The organism is Streptomyces africanus, assembly GCF_002150735.1.
Classification (GTDB): domain Bacteria; phylum Actinomycetota; class Actinomycetes; order Streptomycetales; family Streptomycetaceae; genus Streptomyces; species Streptomyces africanus.
In genome coordinates this window covers 1-520 of record NZ_MUKA01000733.1, presented here as the reverse complement: position 1 = coordinate 520, position 520 = coordinate 1, and the positions used below count along the sequence as shown (strand labels likewise).

Genomic DNA, 520 nt, shown 5'->3' with positions numbered 1-520 from the left:
GAAGTAGCCCCCGCCGCCCCCGCCCGTGCCGCGCGGCGCGTGCTTGAGGAGGCCCTTGCCGCCCACCTCGGCCCGGCGGATCAGCCCGGCCCGCAGGGCGAAGCGCGGCACCAGCAGCCGCACGGCAGCCTCGCCGTGCAGGGCGACGGCCAGCAGCCGGTCGTGGTCGGTCAGCCCGCGCCTGCCGGCCGGCAGCGGATGGCGCTGCCGCAGTTCCCGCACATGGCGTCGGGCGCCGCGTGTCGGGCCGAGCAGCGGATAGCGCAGCAGGCCCGCCTCCGCGAGCGGGATGCGCATCAGGGCCACCGCGAGCCGTACGCCCGGGTCCTTGACCAACGTCCGCAGACCGGCGGGCTCGTGGAGACAGGCGTGCACCTCCTGGGCCAGGGGAGACGGCGGCCGCTGCGCGCTCACGGCGTCCGCGACGCCCGCCCGCATCGTCCCCGGCCGGTCCGCCACCACCAGTCCCCGCAGATACAGATCCACCACGGCGACGGTGACGGCGGCCCGGGGCCCGTCC

At 77.9% G+C, this 520-nt stretch carries 1 protein-coding gene; it reads right to left on the bottom strand.

The genetic code is table 11. The annotated features are described in order from the left end of the window. On the bottom strand, positions 1-520 hold a 520-nt coding region (locus CCL05_RS43735; RefSeq protein ID WP_107400604.1), incomplete at both ends, for a TIGR04222 domain-containing membrane protein.